Annotated in this window: 17 protein-coding genes and 1 pseudogene; 6 read left to right on the top strand and 12 right to left on the bottom strand. The window is 30.9% G+C overall.

Annotation, left to right across the window (positions count from 1 at the left end):
- Together ppk1 and ACIQZ1_RS08350 are read left to right on the top strand one after the other, a co-directional pair.
- Positions 1 to 1,278: polyphosphate kinase 1 (gene ppk1 / locus ACIQZ1_RS08355; RefSeq protein ID WP_396160514.1), on the top strand; the 1,278-nt coding region annotated here is incomplete at its 5' end.
- 8 nt (positions 1,279 to 1,286) lie between these two features.
- Positions 1,287 to 2,177 (top strand): exopolyphosphatase, encoded by an 891-nt coding sequence (locus ACIQZ1_RS08350; RefSeq protein WP_396160513.1) that lies wholly within the window; start codon positions 1,287 to 1,289, stop codon positions 2,175 to 2,177.
- A 36-nt stretch (positions 2,178 to 2,213) separates the two neighbouring features.
- On the opposite strand, the gene ACIQZ1_RS08345 is transcribed toward ACIQZ1_RS08350, so the two are convergent.
- The 3 genes from ACIQZ1_RS08345 to ACIQZ1_RS08335 form a co-directional block, all read right to left on the bottom strand.
- A complete protein-coding gene (locus ACIQZ1_RS08345) occupies positions 2,214 to 2,471 on the bottom strand; it encodes a DUF6952 family protein (RefSeq protein WP_396160512.1) in 258 nt (85 codons plus the stop codon).
- Between the two features lie 77 nt (positions 2,472 to 2,548).
- Positions 2,549 to 2,857 (bottom strand): thioredoxin family protein, encoded by a 309-nt coding sequence (locus ACIQZ1_RS08340; RefSeq protein WP_396160511.1) that lies wholly within the window; start codon positions 2,855 to 2,857, stop codon positions 2,549 to 2,551.
- 69 nt (positions 2,858 to 2,926) lie between these two features.
- On the bottom strand, positions 2,927 to 3,562 hold the full coding sequence (locus ACIQZ1_RS08335) for a peroxiredoxin (RefSeq protein ID WP_396154324.1): 636 nt from the start codon (positions 3,560 to 3,562) through the stop codon (positions 2,927 to 2,929).
- A gap of 184 nt (positions 3,563 to 3,746) precedes the next feature.
- Between ACIQZ1_RS08335 and ACIQZ1_RS08330 the strand changes: the two genes are divergently transcribed.
- Together ACIQZ1_RS08330 and ACIQZ1_RS08325 are read left to right on the top strand one after the other, a co-directional pair.
- Positions 3,747 to 5,414: an amino acid permease gene (locus ACIQZ1_RS08330; protein ID WP_396160510.1), complete on the top strand. Its 1,668-nt coding sequence runs from the start codon at positions 3,747 to 3,749 to the stop codon at positions 5,412 to 5,414.
- Between the two features lie 15 nt (positions 5,415 to 5,429).
- Positions 5,430 to 6,095, top strand: coding sequence for a DUF2461 domain-containing protein (locus ACIQZ1_RS08325; protein ID WP_396160509.1), 666 nt, complete (start codon positions 5,430 to 5,432; stop codon positions 6,093 to 6,095).
- Between the two features lie 59 nt (positions 6,096 to 6,154).
- Here ACIQZ1_RS08325 and ACIQZ1_RS08320 read toward each other — a convergent pair whose 3' ends face one another.
- On the bottom strand, positions 6,155 to 8,320 hold the full coding sequence (locus ACIQZ1_RS08320) for a DNA mismatch repair protein MutS (RefSeq protein WP_396160508.1): 2,166 nt from the start codon (positions 8,318 to 8,320) through the stop codon (positions 6,155 to 6,157).
- Positions 8,321 to 8,386: 66 nt separating this feature from the next.
- On the opposite strand from ACIQZ1_RS08320, the gene ung reads away from it, so the two are divergent.
- On the top strand, positions 8,387 to 9,058 hold the full coding sequence (ung, locus tag ACIQZ1_RS08315) for a uracil-DNA glycosylase (protein ID WP_396160507.1): 672 nt from the start codon (positions 8,387 to 8,389) through the stop codon (positions 9,056 to 9,058).
- Here ung and ACIQZ1_RS08310 read toward each other — a convergent pair.
- The 8 genes from ACIQZ1_RS08310 to tsaD all read right to left on the bottom strand — a co-directional run bounded on the left by ACIQZ1_RS08310 (position 9,030) and on the right by tsaD (position 15,713).
- Complete coding sequence (locus ACIQZ1_RS08310) at positions 9,030 to 9,650, bottom strand: hypothetical protein (RefSeq protein ID WP_396160506.1); 621 nt, start codon at positions 9,648 to 9,650, stop codon at positions 9,030 to 9,032. The two genes, ung and ACIQZ1_RS08310, sit on opposite strands and share 29 nt — an antisense overlap.
- Before the next feature lie 429 nt (positions 9,651 to 10,079).
- Positions 10,080 to 10,931 carry a substrate-binding domain-containing protein gene (locus ACIQZ1_RS08305; protein WP_396160505.1) on the bottom strand — a complete coding sequence of 284 codons (852 nt, stop codon included), beginning with the start codon at positions 10,929 to 10,931 and terminating at the stop codon, positions 10,080 to 10,082.
- 44 nt (positions 10,932 to 10,975) lie between these two features.
- Entirely contained in the window at positions 10,976 to 11,842 is an 867-nt protein-coding gene (locus tag ACIQZ1_RS08300; RefSeq protein WP_396160504.1) for a nucleoside phosphorylase, read from the bottom strand.
- Positions 11,843 to 11,920: 78 nt separating this feature from the next.
- Entirely contained in the window at positions 11,921 to 12,253 is a 333-nt protein-coding gene (locus tag ACIQZ1_RS08295; RefSeq protein WP_396148928.1) for a translation initiation factor, read from the bottom strand.
- A 58-nt stretch (positions 12,254 to 12,311) separates the two neighbouring features.
- Positions 12,312 to 13,265, bottom strand: a complete 954-nt coding sequence (locus ACIQZ1_RS08290) for an isopenicillin N synthase family dioxygenase (RefSeq protein ID WP_396160503.1) — start codon at positions 13,263 to 13,265, stop codon at positions 12,312 to 12,314.
- A gap of 70 nt (positions 13,266 to 13,335) precedes the next feature.
- Positions 13,336 to 13,977: a DUF4159 domain-containing protein gene (locus ACIQZ1_RS08285; protein WP_396160502.1), complete on the bottom strand. Its 642-nt coding sequence runs from the start codon at positions 13,975 to 13,977 to the stop codon at positions 13,336 to 13,338.
- Positions 13,970 to 14,674 carry a 16S rRNA (uracil(1498)-N(3))-methyltransferase gene (locus ACIQZ1_RS08280; RefSeq protein WP_396160501.1) on the bottom strand — a complete coding sequence of 235 codons (705 nt, stop codon included), beginning with the start codon at positions 14,672 to 14,674 and terminating at the stop codon, positions 13,970 to 13,972. The genes ACIQZ1_RS08285 and ACIQZ1_RS08280 overlap by 8 nt, the downstream gene beginning before the upstream one ends.
- Before the next feature lie 4 nt (positions 14,675 to 14,678).
- Positions 14,679 to 15,713 carry a tRNA (adenosine(37)-N6)-threonylcarbamoyltransferase complex transferase subunit TsaD gene (gene tsaD, locus ACIQZ1_RS08275; protein WP_396160500.1) on the bottom strand — a complete coding sequence of 345 codons (1,035 nt, stop codon included), beginning with the start codon at positions 15,711 to 15,713 and terminating at the stop codon, positions 14,679 to 14,681.
- Positions 15,714 to 15,871: 158 nt separating this feature from the next.
- Between tsaD and ACIQZ1_RS08270 the strand changes: the two are divergent.
- A pseudogene (locus ACIQZ1_RS08270) lies at positions 15,872 to 17,218 on the top strand (translocation/assembly module TamB); the annotation flags it as partial.

The raw sequence follows: 17,218 nt of genomic DNA, 5'->3' as shown, positions 1-17,218 counted from the left end.
GCAATTGAGAAAGATACCCTAGAATTTTTTCTAAATAGAATGAAAATTGATAGCTCCGATTCCATTATTCCTGGTGGAAGATATCATAACCGAAGAGATTATATGGATTTTCCTAATCTTGGACGATACGATTTGTTGTACAAACAAAATGTCCCACTACCTATTCAAGGTTTAAGTTTGGATGGAAGTATGCTGCAAAGCATTAAAGAAAAAGATTATTTATTGCACGCACCATATCAATCTTTCTCTTATGTTATTCGATTTTTAAGAGAAGCAGCTTTGGATCCTAAAGTGCAATCTATAAAAATTACATTGTATCGTTTGTCTAAAAACTCACAAATTGTAAGTTCGCTTATAAATGCTGCAAAAAACGGAAAGAAAGTTACAGTTCAAATTGAATTACAAGCCCGTTTTGACGAGGCAAGTAACATTTCTTATGCAGAACAAATGCAAGAAGAAGGTATTAACTTAATTTTTGGTGTTAAAGGACTAAAAGTACACAGTAAAATTTGCTTAGTAGAACGATTGGAAGACGATGAAATTAAGAGATACGGATTTGTTTCTACAGGAAATTTCAGTGAATCTTCTGCTAAAATTTACACCGATGTAACGTTGTTTACAAGTGACTCAAAAATTTTGAAAGATATGTCTAAAGTATTCGAATTTTTTGAAGTGAATTATAGAGTACATCGTTATAAACATTTAATCGTATCGCCTCATTATACTCGTTCCCGTTTTGTCAAATTGATTGATAGAGAAATAAAAAACGCATCTGAAGGTTTGCCAGCTTATATTAATCTAAAAATGAATAGTTTATCAGATTATAAAATGATAGATAAATTATACGAAGCAAGTAACGCTGGTGTGAAAATTAAATTGATAATTAGAGGTATTTGTTGTTTGGTTCCAGGATTAAAAAATTACAGTGAAAACATCGAGGCAATTAGTATTGTCGATAATTATTTAGAACATTCACGTGTGTTTATATTTGGTAATAATAACAATCCCGAAATATTTATTTCATCAGCTGATTTTATGACGAGAAATATTGATGCTCGAGTTGAAGTTACTTGCCCAATTTACGATGAAGAAATTAAACAAGATTTAATTGATACTTTTGAAATTGGTTGGAAAGCAAACGTAAAAGCACGTTTACATTCAGATAAATTTGAAAATTTATACAGAAAACGTGGCGAAGATAAAGTATTTAGAGCCCAACAAGAAATGTACAAACACTATCAGAACAAATTGGAAGTAATACTTCCTGAAATAATATAAACATATTAATGATTCAAATAAAAAAATATGCTGCAATAGATATTGGTTCCAATGCGATGCGATTGTTAATTACAAATATTATTGAGCAAAAAGGCAAAGAAGTACAATTTAATAAAAGTGCCTTAATTCGTGTGCCTATTCGTTTAGGACAAGATGCTTTTACAGTAGGTGAAATTTCGGAGGAAAATATCGACAGAATGATTGATGCTATACACGCATTTAAATTATTAATGAAAGTATATAAAGTCGAAAAATTTATGGCTTGTGCCACTTCTGCTATGCGTGAAGCATATAACGGTAAAGAAGTTGCCGAAATCATAAAGAAAAAAACAGACATTAAAATTGAAATTATTGATGGTAAAAAAGAAGCCGCAATTATAGCCTCTTCTGATTTGCATCACTTTATAAAAACAAATGAAAATTATCTTTACGTAGATGTTGGTGGAGGAAGTACCGAATTTTCTTTGTTTTCTGATGGGAAAATGTTGGTGTCAAAATCATTCAAAAACGGTACCGTTCGAATGCTGAATAATATGGTTAACGAAGTAGTTTGGCAAGAAATTGAAAAATGGATAAAAACCAATACTGAAGGCTTAAAAAACATTACTATGATTGGTTCTGGCGGGAATATCAATAAGGCATTTAAATTATCAGGTAAAACGCAAGATAAACCATTGACATACAAGTATTTAAAATCGCAATTTGATCATATAAACGCTTTAACATACGAACAAAGAATTTCCGAATTAGGTTTAAATACCGACCGTGCCGATGTAATTATTCCTGCACTTTCCATATATTTAAGTGCGATGCGATGGAGTGGTGCCAATCATATTTATGTACCAAAAATAGGATTAGCTGATGGAGTAGTAAAAGCTATGTACTACGAAAGAATATAAAATATAAAAAAAAACGCTCAATTTGAGCGTTTTTTTTTATTTATCAATGGCTCCTAAAACCCGTTTCATAAAATCATTAAGAGCCGTTTTTTTATCTTTTCCGACTCGAATCATTTTATTTACTTCAATGGCTCCATACATATTTGAAATTAACTCACCTATAACATCTAATTCTTCATCTTTTAAGGATTCTAATTCTGTTAAGTGTTCTAAAACAGCTATTGTTTCAATTATATAATCGGCATCATTTTCTTCAATAAATTGTGTCAAGTGTTTTATTACAGGTAATTTCATATTGTTAGATTTTAGATTTATAGACAATTTAGATTTGTAGACTTTCTAATTTTCTAAGAAGTCTAACTTGTCTAAATTTATAGTACTTGAGCTACTAATTCCGCTAAAACTTCAGCTTTATTTGTTTGTGTTTGATTTACTAATACTCCATTTTTAAAAGCAGCAAATGTTGGTAAATTATCCACATTAGCCAATTTTCTTGATTCTGTAAACTGTTCTGCATCTACAACCAAAAAAGGTACGCTTTCATTTTCAGAAGCCATTTTTTTAAATTTTGGTTTCATAATACGACAGTTTCCACACCAAGTTGCAGAAAATTGTACCAATACAACTTCATTATTAGCTAATATTTCAGCTAAATTATCTTTTTCGATTTCTTGAAACATTTTTTTTAATTTAAAGTTTTATGTTTCAAGTTCCAAGTTGAAAAAACCTGAAACCTGAAACAAAAATTATTAGTGTGAAGCTAAATAACTTGCCGTACTATTTCTGTCAGCACTCATAGCATCTTTTCCTTCTTCCCAGTTTGCAGGACAAACTTCTCCTTTAGTTTGTACGTGTGTGTACGCATCAACTAAACGTAAATATTCGTTTACATTTCTACCTAAAGGCATATCATTTACACTTTCGTGGAAAATTTTACCTGTTTCGTCAATTAAATATGTAGCGCGGAAAGTAACATTTGATCCAGTTAATAAATAATCACCAGTTTCTTCGTTAAATTCATCAGCTACATCTAAAATATCTAAAGCGTTTGCTAAATTACGCGTTGTATCTGCTAATAATGGATACGTAACACCTTCAATACCACCGTTATTTTTAGCTGTATTTAACCAAGCAAAGTGTACTTCGTTTGTATCGCAAGAAGCACCAATAACAATTGTGTTTCTTTTTTCAAATTCTGGTAAAGCCGCTTGAAATGCGTGTAATTCTGTTGGACATACAAATGTAAAATCTTTTGGGTACCAAAATAATAATACTTTTTTGTTGTTTTTTGTTGCTTCTTCTAAAACGTTAATTCTTAAGTTGTCGCCCATATCTGAGATTGCGTCAACTGTAATGTTTGGGAATTGTTTTCCTACTAATGCCATAATTATTTTATTTTTAATTAATTTTCTAATGCAAATTTACGGCATTTTTACAACAAAACAATATGTTTTGATTATATAAATTTATTTAATAATAGATTTTGATTATTGATTTTTCATATTAATAACTGAAAACAATTACAATTTTAATTCTATATTTGCTTTGCTAACCAAAATATATAATAATATGAAAATTTTCAGAAAGAAATCAATTACAACAATATTAAAACAAGGCGGCGATGGTGATCATTCAGGTTTAAATAAAGTATTGACAGTAAAAGATTTAACTTTTTTTGGAATTGCAGCTATTATTGGTGGTGGTACATTTAGTGCCATCGGAAACGCTTGTTTTTCAGGCGGACCTGCCGTAGTACTTTTGTATATTATGTGTGCCATTGCTTGTGGTTTTACAGCAATGTGTTACGCCGAATTTGCTTCTCGTGTGCCTGTTTCTGGTAGTGCGTATACGTATGCTTACGTTTCTTTTGGAGAACTTTTTGCTTGGATAATTGGTTGGGCATTAATTATGGAATATTCTATAGGTAATATTTATATTGCTTTTTCTTGGAGTGGTTATTTCACAAATTTATTAGAAAGTTTTGGAATTCATTTTCCAGAATGGTTAACCATAAATTATAAATCAGCACACGCGGCTTTTATTGCAAGTAAAGGTGATGAAGGTTTAGCAGCGTGGAAAAACGCGCCAATGTTAGGGAATTTGAAAGTAATTTTCGATTTACCAGCGGTGGTTATTAATATTTTAATTACTTATTTGGTTTACAGAGGTACAAAAGAATCTAAAAACTTTAGCAATGCTATGGTGTATATAAAGTTAGCAATAATTGCCTTGGTAATAATTGTAGGTGCTTTTTATGTAGATATTGATAATTGGACGCCTTTTATGCCAAATGGTTTTAGCGGAGTAATGGGCGGTGTTTCTGCTGTTTTCTTTGCTTATATTGGTTTTGATGCAGTTTCTACTTTAGCAGAAGAAAGTAAAAATCCACAACGCGATTTACCAAAAGGTATGATTTATTCATTAGTAATTTGTACCATAGTTTTTATAGTTTTAGCACTGGTTATTACAGGAATGGTTTCATATGAACTGCTTGGTGTTAGTGATCCTTTAGCTGAAATATTTGCTTTAAAAGGCGTAAAATGGATGTTGTTTGTGGTTTCAATTGCTGCAGTTGTAGCTATGACAAGTGTGTTATTGGTATTTCAAATGGGACAACCTAGAATTTGGATGACGATGAGTCGTGATGGTTTAATGCCAAAGCGTTTTTCAACTATTCATCCTAAATACAAAACGCCAAGTTTTGCTACTCTTGTTACGGGTTTAGTAGTAGGAATTCCAATCTTTTTTACTGACGAAAATTTTGTATTAGATTTTACAAGTATTGGAACTTTATTTGCGTTCGTTTTAGTTTGTGGTGGCGTTTTAATGCTTTCTCCTCAAAGCGAAGCCGAAATTGCAGAACGCGAAACCAAAGGAAAATTCAGAATTCCGTATGTGAATTCTAAGTTTATTTTTCCTGTATTAGTTGCTATTGCAACTGTTTTAATTGTTAAATATGTTCCAGATTTCTTTACAAATCTTTTCGATTTTTCAATAGATAAATTAGCTACAAACATACCCATGTTGGTTTTTATACTTGTTTGTATAGTAATGACAGTTTTATCCTTCACTAAGAACTTATCATTAATTCCATTATTAGGATTAATTTCTTGTTGTTATTTGTTAACAGGAATGGCGGTTTCTAATTGGATGTGGTTTGGCGTATGGTTGGTTATTGGATTGGTAGTTTATTTTGCCTTCAGTTATAAAAACAGTAAACTAAATGATTCAATTTAATTTTAATAACTTGTTATGCTAACAAAATCAACTTTTGAATTTTTAGATTTACTTGCTAAAAACAACAATCGCGACTGGTTTACCGAAAATAAAAAACGCTTTGAAACCGAAAATAATTTGGCTAAAGCTTTTTTTACAGAAGTCTATACTGATTTGGAAAAAATAGATAGTTTAGATAAAATGCAAGTGTTTAGAATTTATAGAGATGTGCGTTTTTCTAAAGATAAGTTGCCTTATAAAAATCATTTTTCTGTTGGATTTTCCAGAACTAAACCGATGCTTCGTGGCGGAATGTATTTACATATTGAAAATGAAGCAAGTTTTGTTGGCGGCGGATTTTGGGCACCCAACAATGAAGATTTATTACGAATTAGAAAAGAAATTGAATTAGACGCTTCTGATTTGAGAGAAATTATTTCAAATACTACATTCAAAAAAATGTTTGGAACTTTGGAAGGTGAAGAATTAAAAACCGCCCCAAAAAATTTCGATAAAACACATCCAGATATTGATTTAATTAGAAAAAAGCAATATTTGCTAACCAGAAAATTCACCAACAAAGAAGTAATGTCACCAAATTTTAGAGAAGAAGTAATCGCCACTTTTGCAGCGATGCGACCTTTTTTTAATTATATGAGCGATGTATTGACAACAGATTTAAATGGCGAAAGCCTTTACTAATTTACCTTAGGTAAATTAATTCAAATATTGGCACATTGACTAATTATCAAATTGCCTCATTAACTTGGTTGAACGTATTCCAAACTTTCTAAATTAGTTTTTGAAATAAAAACACCATAGTTTACAGAAACTTTATTTTTCTCAATTTTCTCTATGGTTCCGATAGCTTTTCCATCTTTCATACGAACTCTATCGCCAACTTTTAAAACTACAGCAGGTTTCTCAGGAATCAATTTGGCTTTGATTTTCTTTTCTTTTTTCTCAGTACGAATTTCTTCTACTTTAACGTTTACTTCAGCAATCACTTGTTTTACAACAACTTCTTTTATTTTTTTCTCTTTAGCTGATATTTTTTTACGTTTCGAATTTTCAATTTCAACTACTTTTAAAAATTCGCCAATTAAAGTCTTTTTGTCTTTATTATTAAAGTATTTTTCGGCAATATCATCAATTTTTTGTCCCATATAAATCATACGCTGATTCGCGTCGTACAATTCCTGATAACGTTCTAATTTATCCTGAATTTTACTATTTATGGTTTCCATTTTCTTACTTTCTTCACGCGCTTTGGTTTCTTCTTCTTTTAAAGAAACAGACGTTTTTTCCATTTTCGAGCGCTCTTTTTGTAAAGTAGCAATGGTTTTATCAAATCGTACTTTTGTATTTTCAATTTTCTTTTTGGCACGATTAATTAAACCATAAGGAATCCCATTTTTCTGAGCCACTTCAAAAGTAAACGAACTTCCAGGCTGACCCAAATGTAATTTATACATCGGCTCTAATGACTTTTCATCAAATAACATATTGGCATTACTGGCAAAAGGCAATTCGTTAGCTAATATTTTTAAATTCGTATAATGAGTGGTGATAATTCCGTAGGCTTCTCGGTCGTAAAATTCTTCTAAGAAAATTTCTGCTAAAGCCCCACCTAATTCAGGATCAGAACCTGTACCAAATTCGTCAATTAAAAATAAGGTTTTATCGTTACATTTTTTTAAGAAATAATTCATATTCTTTAAACGATAACTGTAGGTACTCAAATGGTTTTCAATGGATTGGTTGTCGCCAATATCAGTTAAAATTCTATCAAATAAAAACGTTTCACTACGTTCGTGGACTGGAATTAGCATCCCGCATTGTAACATCAATTGCAGTAAACCAATAGTTTTTAATGAAATGGTTTTTCCACCAGCATTAGGCCCTGAAATCACAATAATACGATTATTACTTTCTAATTCAATGGTTTGTGGAAAAGTAGGTTTATTTTCTAATTTGTTATTTAAAAGCAGAATAGGATGGAAGGCTTCTCTAAAAAACAAGCGCTTTTCAGTATTGATTTTTGGAAGTATTCCGTTTATTCTATTAGCGTATTTTGCTTTTGCCGCAATTACATCCATATCAGAAAGAAAATCCTGATATTGAGAAATTAAAGGTGTATAAGGACGAATGGTAGCGGATAGCATACGTAAAATTCGCATAATTTCTTCTCGTTCTTCAAACTCTAAAACATTCAATTCTCGAGAATATTTTAACGTAGTTTCTGGTTCAATGTAGGCAATACTACCCGTTTTAGAATTTCCTAATATAGATCCTTTTACTTTTTTTCGGTACATCGCTTGAACCGCCAATACTCTGCGATTATCAACAACAGTTTCCTTTATATCATCTAAATAGCCTAATGAATTGAAGTGCGACAAGGCCATTCCAAAACTTTGGTTGATTTTGCCTCGAACCACATTGATACTTCGTCTAATGTTTACTAAATCAGGGGAAGCATCATCTTTAATTTCTCCAAATTTATTTACAATTTCTTCAATAGATTTCGTAATAATTGGCGTAAATTCAATTTGAGCAGATTTTTTGAATAATTCTGGATAATAATCTGAAAATTTCTTTAAAAATTTTAAATATTCATTGGTAGATTTACTTAAATCTAATATTTTTTTAATGGCTATTAATTCCAAGAAACTATCTTCAATAGCTAATAATTTCAAATCAGCAGTAACTGTTTCAAAACCATGGTTTGGCAAGGCATTGTTATTACTAAAAGAAGCTACATATTCGTTCGTATAGGCCAATTCAGAAAACAAAATTTCTTTGTCTTTGAAAGGCTGAATTTGAAGTGCTTTTTCCATTCCAATTTCTGTATTACAACGCTCAGAAATGGTCTGTAAAATAGTATGAAACTCTAAATCTTTTAGTGTTTTTTCGGTTATTGAAATCATTTTGAAATTCTATGATGATTGCAAAGTTACAAAAGATAAAGTTTTATATTTGTAAAAACTATAAATATGCTCTATGACAATATTGATTTATCTTGGAAATCATTTTTCCATGATGAAATTCAAAAAGATTATTTTAAAAAACTAATTCAAGAAGTTGAATATGAATATGATAGTTCTATTTGTTTTCCTCCAAAAGATTTAATTTTTAATGCGTTTGAAAAATGTAAATTTAATGACTTAAAAGTTGTTATTATTGGTCAAGATCCTTACCATGGAGAAGGTGAAGCAAATGGTTTATGTTTTTCGGTAAATGATGGCATTAAAATTCCACCTTCATTAAAAAATATTTTTGCAGAAATTAATTCCGATTTTGATTCAATATTTTTACCAACAAACGGAAATTTAGAACATTGGGCACAACAAGGTATTTTGCTTTTAAACGCCAGTTTAACGGTTAGAAAAGACGAAGCAAATAGCCACAAACACTTAAAGTGGAACATTTTTACAGACGGCTTAATTGATTATATATCAAATAATTGCGAAAATATTGTTTTTTTACTTTGGGGAAGTTTTGCACAAAAAAAAGGAATTAAAATTAATAGGGAAAAACACCTTGTTTTAGAGTGTGGACATCCTTCGCCGTTAAGTGCCAATAGAGGATTTTGGTTTGGAAATAAACATTTTAGTCAAACCAATACGTATTTAAAATCTATTGAAAAAATGCCGATTGAATGGTAGAATTAGGTTGTTGTAAATCTAAAACACTTAACACTTCTTCACCTAAAAAAGGCCCTCCAGGATAATGAGCGGTATAATCTAAATTTAACCAAATTTTTCCTTTTTCATCACGATGAAAATATATCGTTCTTCCTTTCGAAATGTCTTTAAATAACTCATTGCTAATTAGATACATAGCTGTTTCTAATTCTTTTTCAGTGCCCAATAATAGTTCTGGATACATGTGTCTTCCTGTATGAATTAATCGCATACTGCCTCCAATAGATTTTATTGCTGCACACATCAAAATGGCATGGTCATCGCAATCACCAGAAAAATATAATAAACTCTCGCTGCCACTTGCAAAATATTCTTGTCCTTTTGGATCGTTTACGTAATTCCATCTGCTATTTACTTCTTTAAAAACTGCAAAATATTGAATTAGTTTTCGATTAATCGGATAATTTGGTGTGTTTTTAAAATGTGAATTAACAGCAAATAATGCAAAATTTCTGACTTTGGAGCTGGAAAAATCTACACTTTTATATACGCGAGATTTATTTGGAAATGGCTTTAATGTTTTTGATTCTAAAAAAGTTTCTTCTTTTTGCATTTCATCACTTAAAAAAATGATTTTATACGCCGTTATCACTTGAAATAATGAATAGTTACCTTGTACAGATGCAATCGTAAAAATGAGAAAATAAATTAAAATTGAATATATAATTTTTTTACGTAACCTTTTTAAAATCAGCATAAATACTGTTAAAAGTAATATAAAAACTGAAATTTTATCGTAAGGTATTTCTGCATCAAAATAATAAATATTTTTTCTGAAATAAATAAAAACAGGAATACTAATTAAAAATGATAAAACAAAGAATATAACATTTTCTCTAAGCCTATTTGCAATAAGCCAAGCGGATATTTTATCAAAAAAAGATTTTAGAAAAAATGTCATTTTTATGTTTCGAAAATTCGATTTTATTAAGCATTCAAAAGTAGTTAAAAATGGGACATCAACATAAATTGATTCGTCTTTTTATACGTTTTTAACAAGTTGATGAAATGGAACTTTTTTAGAAATAATAGCTAAATCAAATAATTTATTTTGAACGATTTGAAAGGTTTTTTCATCTAAATTTTTCTGACTCCACTGGGTTTGTTGCAACCATTGTTGAATATCATCTAATTTTTGATGATATCTAGTAGCAAGCGTTCTATCGATGCTTGGAATGTATTTGAATTCTTCTGATGTAGCGTTTATTATTTCTAAAATTAAAGCCACAACAGACATGTTTTTCGCTAAAAATTCATTTCTAACCGCAATTACAAAACAAGGCCAAGGTGTAGGACATTCGCCCACACGTTTAAAAGTTCCATTATCTACTAAAGGTTTAGTGGTATATTTTTCCCACATAAAATAATCTGACTTTCCTTCAGTAAGACTTGCAACGGCTCCATCTAAATTATTTACAATTTCAAAAGGTATATTTTTGGTATTCCAATTATTTTTTTCAGCATTCACAAAACTCATTAAATGAGAACCTGAACCCAATCTGCTAATTGCGGAAACTTTATTTTCTAAATCAGCAACCGAAGTATATTTGGCTTTTCCATCTACATGAATTCCCCATATTAATGGTGATTTTACGAAAATTTGTACAATACTACTGTGTGGATTTTCAGTTAGATCTTTAATTATCCCTTCCGTTAAAATAATAGCAATATCGGTTTCATTATCACGAAGCATTTGACACATTTTTCCAGTTCCTTCAGGTACGTCTGTCCATTGCAAATCGATTCCAGCTTCATTAAATTCGCCATTTTCAATACACATGTGCCATGGTAAATTAAAATGTTCGGGTACGCCTGCTATTTTGACTTCTTTCATTTTTTGGTTTAAGGTTTTGGGTGATGGGATTTTTTTTTGAGGCTTTATCCTACCAATTTATCCAAGGTATAAGCAATTAACTCATTCACCGTTTTTTCTGGGTTCGAACTAAATTCGCCTACTGCTCTGTTAGCAATAATGGCATTTAATGACAGACAATTATGACCCAACAATTTGCCTAAACCATAAATTGCAGACGTTTCCATTTCTAAATTCGTCATGCGTGTTCCGTTATAGTTAAACGTATCCATTTTATGATTTAATTCAGGATCCTGAATATTTAATCTGACTACACGACCTTGAGGTCCGTAAAATCCGCCAGCAGTTCCTGTAAATCCTTTGTGAAATTTTTCTGAATAGATTCTGTTCTCTAAGATTACATCACACGATACCACAGTAGGTCTACCTTTTCTAACATCCCAATTGGTATGCGAAATAAAAGCATTCTCTAACTCTGAATTAGAATGTTCTTCTATTAAATAGGAGCGAAGCATGTTGTCTAAACCAATGGCGTATTTGCTCATTACCCAACTATCCACAGGGATATCAGCTTGTAACGAGCCAGAAGTTCCTATTCGAACGATATTTAATGTGGTGTGATTTGGTTTAATTTCTCTTGTGTTTAAATCAATATTAACTAAGGCATCTAATTCATTCATGACGATGTCAATATTGTCAGGACCTATTCCAGTTGATTGTACCGTAATGCGTTTTCCTTTGTATATTCCAGTTTCGGTTTTAAATTCTCTTTTCTGTGTTGAAAATTCTATAGCTTCAAAATGTTGCGTAATTTTAGACACACGTTCTGGATCGCCAACAAAAATAATATCATTAGCAATATGCTCTGATTTTAAGTTTAAGTGATAAACACTTCTGTCTGGATTTAATATTAATTCTGATGATTTTATCATGATTTTTTGTTTAAAGTTTCAGGTTTAAGGTTTCAAGTTATTTTATTTTAAACTTGAAACGTTAAACTTGAAACAAACTTACCCTCCAACACGTTTTGTTTTGAAGCCTTTATCTTGTAGCATTTTCATTATTTTATCTCTGTAATCGCCTTGAAGAATAATCGCACCATCCTTAAAGCTACCGCCCACACTTAATTTTGTTTTGATTTCTTTAGCAAGAACTTTAAAATCTTCGTCTGTACCTTCGTAGCCTTCAATAATGGTAGTGGCTTTTCCTTTTCTTTTTTCATATTTACAAATCATAGGTTCTTTCTGAACGTATAATTCATGAGCAATTTCCTGGCTTTCTTCTGGTTCATTTGAAGGAATATGGTCAGGAAATAGGTTTTTTAGTTGGTCTTGTAAATCCATTTTTTTGTTCGTAGATTAAACCGAATCACAATTACGAAACGCGAATTAAAACTATTTTTTATTTTTTTATTAATCCTAATTCTACCAAACGTTCGTGCAAAAATTCACCAGCAGTTATATCTTCATATAATTTAGGATGATTTTCATCGATACATTCTGCTAAACAATTTAATTTCATATCACTAACAGGATGCATGAAAAAAGGAATAGAATAACGTGAAGTACCCCATAATTCTCTTGGTGGGTTTACCACTTGGTGAATCGTAGATTTTAATCGGTTATTGGTATGACGAGATAACATATCTCCAACATTTATCATTAATTCATCTGGTTGCGCCATTGCATCAATCCATTGCCCATCGTGGTTTTGAACCTGTAGTCCTTTTCCTTGTGCACCCATTAATAATGTAATTAGATTGATATCTCCATGCGCTGCTGCACGAACTGCACCATCTTTAGGTTCATCTGTAATGGGTGGATAATGAATAGGTCTTAATATGCTATTGCCTTCAGAAATGTATGCATCAAAATAAAATTCATCCAATCCAATATATAACGCCAAAGCTCGAAGTACGTAGTTTCCTGTTTTTTCTAACATTTTATACGCTTCTTTACCTGTGCTATTGAAATTAGGTAATTCAGAAACGGTTACGTTTTCAGGGTATTCATTTGCATATTTAGAATTCGAATCAACATATTGACCAAAGTGCCAAAATTCTTTTAAATCTCCAGCAGAACGTCCTTTTGCATGTTCTTTTCCAAAAGAAACATAACCTCGTTGTCCTCCGATACCTGGAATTTCATATTTTTCTTTTGTTTCAATAGGTAGTGTGAAGAAATTTCTGACTTCGCTGTACAAATTTTCAACTAATTTGTCATCTAAAAAATGACCTTTTAAGGCTACGAAACCAATCTCTTCGTAGGCTTTTCCGATTTCATTTACAAATTTTTGTTTACGTGCCGGATCTTCCGACAGGAAATCACGTAAGTCTACACTTGGAATTTTTTGCATGATAAAAAATTATTTGTTTTTCCAACTCATTAATTGATTGGAATTCTTACTCTAACAAAGATAAAAAAAATTAGTTAGAAAAAACATAATTCAGAATATTCGCTCCCATTTTTAGGGCTTTTTCTCTAACATTTATAGGGTCGTTGTGTACTTCTTGGTTTTCCCAACCATCACCTAAATCGCATTCAAATGTGTATAAAAGTGCCAATCTATTTTCAATAAAAATACCGTACGCTTGCGGTTGTTTGTTGTCGTGTTCATGAATTTTTGGTAACCCGTTTGGAAAAGTATAAGGCGTTTGGAAGATAGGATGTGTTTTAGGAATTTCAACTAATGCCGTATTTGGGAAGAGTTTTTTAATTTCTTTTCTAATATACTCGTCCATTCCATAATTGTCATCAATATGTAAGAAACCACCTGAATTTAAATAATTTTGAAGATTTTGAATGTCGTTATTGCTGAAAACTACATTTCCGTGACCCGTCATATGTACAAAAGGATATAAGAACAATTCTGCACTTCCTACATCAACGGAATTGACTTTAGGATTTAATTTTGTATTGATATTCTGATTGCAAAACTTCACCAAATTTGGTAAAGATGTAGGATTGGCATACCAATCGCCTCCGCCAGAATATTTTAAAACAGCAATATTTTGAGATAATCCCAAGTTCCAGAATAGTAAAATTCCAAAAGTTATAAATTTATTCATTTTGAATTACAATTGTATGGCAAGCCACTAAAGCTGCAGTTTCCGTTCTTAGTCTTGTGTTTCCCAGAGTTACAGGAATAAATTCATTTTCAATAGCTAATTTGATTTCTTTTGAGGAAAAATCACCTTCAGGTCCAATTAATATTGTAATAGGATTGTCTTTTATAATTTCCTTAGCAAAAGATTTTTTATCAGTTTCTTCACAATGAGCTATAAATTTTTGACCTGAATGATTTTTTTTAAGAAATTCAGATAAAGTAATGGCTTCGTTTATTTTTGGTAAATAATACTGATTAGATTGTTTTGTAGCAGATTGAATGATTTTTTCAGCTCTATCTATTTTATAAATTTTTCGTTCTGAATGTTCACAAATAATTGGCGTAATTTCGTGAATACCAATCTCGGTAGCTTTCTCTAAAAACCATTCTATTCTGTCGAGCATTTTGGTAGGTGCAACAGCAATATGTGTGTAAAAAGCGGATGGTTTAAAAAAGGATTCTTTAACAATTTTTACTTCACATTTTTTTTCTAATCCTAAAATTATTTCAGAAATAAATAAATACCCTAAACCATTAGTAATATGTATTTTATGACCTTCTTGTTTTCGTAATACTTTAATAATATGTTTGCTTTCTTCTTTATCAAAAGTAAACGTTTTATCACCGGATTTTATATCGGAATTATAGAATAATTGCATAATTTTAAAATTCAATTCTTGCTTTAGAAACGACGTCAGCTGTGCTGAAATTTTCTTCTAAAAAGTTATAATAACCTACAATTCCAATCATTGCAGCGTTGTCTGTTGTGTATTCAAATTTTGGAATAAACGTTTGCCATCCGTATTTTGATTCCGCTTCTTTTAACGTATTTCTTATTCCTGAATTAGCCGAAACCCCGCCACCAATTGTAATTCTTGTAATTCCAGTTTCGGATACGGCTAATTTTAATTTATCCATCAAAATTTCAATAATCGTATGTTGTATAGAGGCGCAAATATCGTTTAAATTTTCAGTAATAAAATGTTCATTTTCAGCTGTTTTTTTCTGAACAAAATATAAAATTTGTGTTTTTAGCCCGCTAAAACTAAAGTTTAACCCTGCCACTTTTGGTTTGGTAAAAGCAAAGGCTTTTGGATTGCCTACTTGTGCGTATTTATCTATTAAGGGTCCGCCAGGATATGGAAGACCTAAAATTTTAGCACTTTTATCAAATGCTTCACCAACGGCATCATCAGTGGTTTCGCCAATAATTTCCATTTCAAAAAAACTGGAAACTTTTACAATTTGTGTATGACCTCCAGAAATGGTTAAGGCAATAAATGGAAATGCAGGTTTTTCATAGCCTTCTTCATCAATAAAATGCGCTAAAATATGTGCTTTCATGTGGTTAATTGCTACTAACGGGATGTCTAAACCTAAACTTAACGATTTAGCAAAACTGCCACCCACTAAAAGCGAACCCATTAAACCAGGACCCTGAGTAAAGGCTATACAATTTAAGTTATCTTTTGTAATTCCAGCTTTTTTAATAGCCATTTCTACAACAGGTACAATATTTTGCTGATGTGCTCTTGATGCTAATTCAGGAACCACTCCGCCATATTCTTCATGTACTTTTTGACCAGCAACAATATTTGAAAGTACTTTGTCATTGCATAAAACAGCAGCAGAAGTGTCGTCACAAGAACTTTCAATGGCTAAAGTGTATATATTTTCAGAATTTAAGGTACTAGGCATGAATTTTGGTATAAAAGTATTGTAAATGTCTTACAAAATTGCTTATTTTTGTTGCTATAAGCAAATAAAAATAGATTTGTTTTGCAAAATTAAATAAATAAAATATTAAATCAGTAAAAAAAATAGCGGTTCGTTCCTTAATTGGAATTTTGCTTTTTATGCTTCTAGTAGCCATACTATTAGCCTTACCTGTTGTACAAACAAAGCTAGGGAAATACGCTACTGATCAACTGAAAGAAGATTTTGGTGTATCAATTACCATTGAAAAAGTGGCTATTAATCCGTTTGGAGGGGTAAAATTAAAAGGCGTTTTAGCAAAGGATCATCATAACGATACGCTGTTTCATTTTAACCGCATTCATACTTCAATTTTAAGTTATAAAAAATTATACGAAAACGGACATCCTTATTTAGGTGATTTACAAGCGGATGGATTAGACCTTAAAATCATTCAATACAAAGGTGAAAAAGACACTAATTTAGATAAATTTGTTGCTGCTTTTGATGATAATCCTCTAAAACCTTCAAGTGGAAAATTTAGATTAAAAATAAACTCTATATCACTTCAAAATAGCCGATTTAGATACATTGATCAAAATCTTACAAAACCCAAAATTTTAGATTTTTCAAGTCTAAATGGGCAATTAGACGACTTTTACGTAAAAGGTGCAAATGTATTTGCATATGTATATAAGATGTCATTTAAAGACCATAGAGGTTTGATAATGAAAAACTTAACTTCGGATTTCACCTATACCAAAAAAAATATATTATTAAACGAGTTAATTTTAGAAACGGAAAACTCTTCGTTTAAAGGAAAAACAGAGTTACGTTACGATAGAAAAGATTTCAAAGATTTTAATAATAAAGTTATTTTTGATTTGGATATTAAAGAAGGTAAAATTTCGAGTAACGACTTAAATTTCTTCTATCCTGAATTTGGTAAAAATCAGAAATTTTATATCGATTCGCATATTTTAGGAACGTTAAATGATTTGAAATTTAATAACTTAAAATTCAATGATTTAAATGACAATGAAATAGTTGGAAATCTTCAGCTTAAAAATATTTTTGGGAAAGCTGACCAGAAGTTTTACTTGAAAGGTAGTTTCGACAGATTATCAGCCAGCCAAGCAAGTGTTAGTAAACTTTTACCAAATCTGTTAGGGAAAAATTTACCCAAACAATTACAAAAATTGGGTAAAGTTGAATTGAAAGGGAAAGTAGAGCTTACCGAAAAATGGATTATTGCTGATGTGGATTTGTTTTCGAAATTGGGTCGTGCTATGGGCGATTTTAAAATGGATAAAATAGACACTATTGACCGTGCCACGTATGTAGGGAAGTTTCAATTAGATAACTTTGATTTAGGTATATTTTTAGAGGAAAAAAACTTGGGTCGTACATCTGTTAATGTTGATGTCGATGGAACCGGATTTTTAAAAAAATACTTGAATACCAAACTAAAAGGAAATGTAAGTCAGTTTAAATATAATGGCTATACA

Source organism: Flavobacterium sp., from assembly GCF_044341185.1.
Taxonomy (GTDB): domain Bacteria; phylum Bacteroidota; class Bacteroidia; order Flavobacteriales; family Flavobacteriaceae; genus Flavobacterium.
This window is presented reverse-complemented; position numbering and strand designations above follow the sequence as displayed.